The 2,040-nt window shown below is 70.0% G+C and carries 1 protein-coding gene; it reads right to left on the minus strand.

Annotation, left to right across the window (positions count from 1 at the left end; translation table 11 throughout):
- Nucleotides 1-37: 37 nt before the first annotated feature.
- The coding region (locus E1298_RS46440) for a phosphocholine-specific phospholipase C (RefSeq protein WP_131903736.1) at nt 38-2,040 on the minus strand (2,003 nt) is incomplete at its 5' end.

Genomic DNA, 2,040 nt, shown 5'->3' on the forward strand with positions numbered 1-2,040 from the left:
GGGCGCAGCGGAGGCGCCCGGGGGCGGGGCGGACGGGTCAGCCGGAGATGCTCGGGCGGCCGTTCTCGATGTGTCCCATCAGGCGGCGGCGGAACGCGGCGTCCTCGGCCGCCTTGATCTCGACGTCGTACCAGCCCTTACGGGTATGCCAGCGGACGGTCCGGCTCTGCCCGGCCTTCACCCGGATACGGCGCCGGCGGTCGCCGTAGGCCAATGCGGACAGCTCAAAGCTCAGCTCGGTCCGTCCGGTGTTCCTCAACGTGATCCACAGGTCGCTGGAACCGCCGGGCTTTGAGGTGACCTCGGCGGTCGCGGCGATCCGTCCGGCGAACTCGCGGCGGAACCCGTTCGGCCCCGTCAGCACCAGGTTGTAGGCGTCGCCGGGCACGGCCACCTCAACGCGCTCACTGCGGCCGACATCGAGGTGCCGGGGGCCCGGCAGTTCCCCCGCGTACGGGTAGAGCGCGAAGTGCACGCTCTCCGCGCCCGTGTTGAGCAGGTCGATCCGCAGCGTCCGTCCCCTGACCTGGGCGAACGCCTCGGGCTGGTACGGCAGCGGACGGGCGGGCCGGGTCCCGGGCTCCTGCCCGGGCATCCGCTGCTCCGCGGGCGGCGAGGGCCTCCACCGCCCGGTGAACGGCGGGACCTGTCCGGGCCTGGCCGGCTTCGGCGGACGTCCAGCGCGGTCGAAGTCGAAGACCGACGTCAGGTCCCCGGCCACGGTCCGGCGCCAGTCGCTGATGTCGGGCGCCTTGACCCCCAGCCACCTCTCGGTGAACCGCACCAGCGACGAGTGGTCGAACACCTGCGAGTTCACGTATCCGCCGACCGTCCACGGCGACACGACGGTCATCGGCACCCGGTAGCCCAGCCCGATCGGCTTGCCCTCGAAGTACTCGCCCGCCACATCCGCCGGGGGAACCGGCGGCGGCACGTGGTCGAACAGCCCGTCGTACTCGTCGTAGGTGATGAAGAGCGCCGTCGAGGCCCACACGTCGGGCTCGGAGGCGATCGCGTCCAGGATGTCGTAGGTGATCCGGGCGCTCTGGATCGGCGACGACCCGCCCGGGTGCTCGGACTCCACCGTCGAAGGCACGATGTAGGAGACCTTCGGCAGCTTCCCGGCCTTCACGTCGGCGCGGAAGGCCGCGGCCAGCCCGCCGGGCCGCCCCCGCCGCAGCGCCCGCTCGAACAGGTCCCGTTCCTGCGCGGGCAGCGCGGCCACCCCGCGATCGAGTTCGGCGAGCATCGTCTCCCGCGTCCCGGCGTCCGCGTCCAGAACGGCCATGTAGAACTCGTCAATGGTGCGGTACTTGTCCGGGACGACCTTTTTCCCGATCGCCTTGAATTTGGCGAAGAACTCGATGTTGTTGTCGGTGTAGTTGTCCCACTCCTGGTACACTTTCCACGGCACGCGCGCCTTCTGCAGCAGTTCGGCGTATGTCGTCCAGGTGTAGCCCGGGTGGTCGTAGTCGTAGGCCGCGTTGTCGATGACCCGCCGTCCGTCCGCCTCCGCACCGGTGTGCCCGGAGACGAGGTAGTTCCGGTTGGGGCTCGTGGAACTGAACACCGAACAGTGGTAGGCGTCGCACACCGTGAACGTGTCGGCCAGTTCGTAGTGGAACGGCAGGTCCTGCCGGTCCAGATAGGCCATTGTCGCGGGGGTCTTGGCGCCGATCCAGCCGTTGTTCCACCCACTCGCGTGGGCGCGATGCCCGTCCGTCCAGCCGTGGGGAAGAGACCCCATGTACTGCAGGTCCTTGCCGGCGCGCTTCGCGGCCTCGCGCAGCGGGAACGGCAATACCTTCCCGTTCCCGTTCGGCTGCTCGTAAACCGGCGCGCCGCCCGGCAACGCGATGGCGTTGCGGTCGGCGAATCCGCGCACCCCTCGCATGCATCCGAAGTAATGGTCGAACGAACGGTTCTCCTGCATCAGCAGGACGACATGCTCGACGGCCCGCAGCCCGCCATGGCGCATCGGCGAGGCCATGGCCGCGTGGACGGACGGCGGCAGCAGCGACGCCGCCACCGCACCCCCGC

The organism is Actinomadura rubrisoli (genome assembly GCF_004349215.1).
In the GTDB taxonomy this organism is placed as follows: Bacteria; Actinomycetota; Actinomycetes; order Streptosporangiales; family Streptosporangiaceae; genus Spirillospora; species Spirillospora rubrisoli.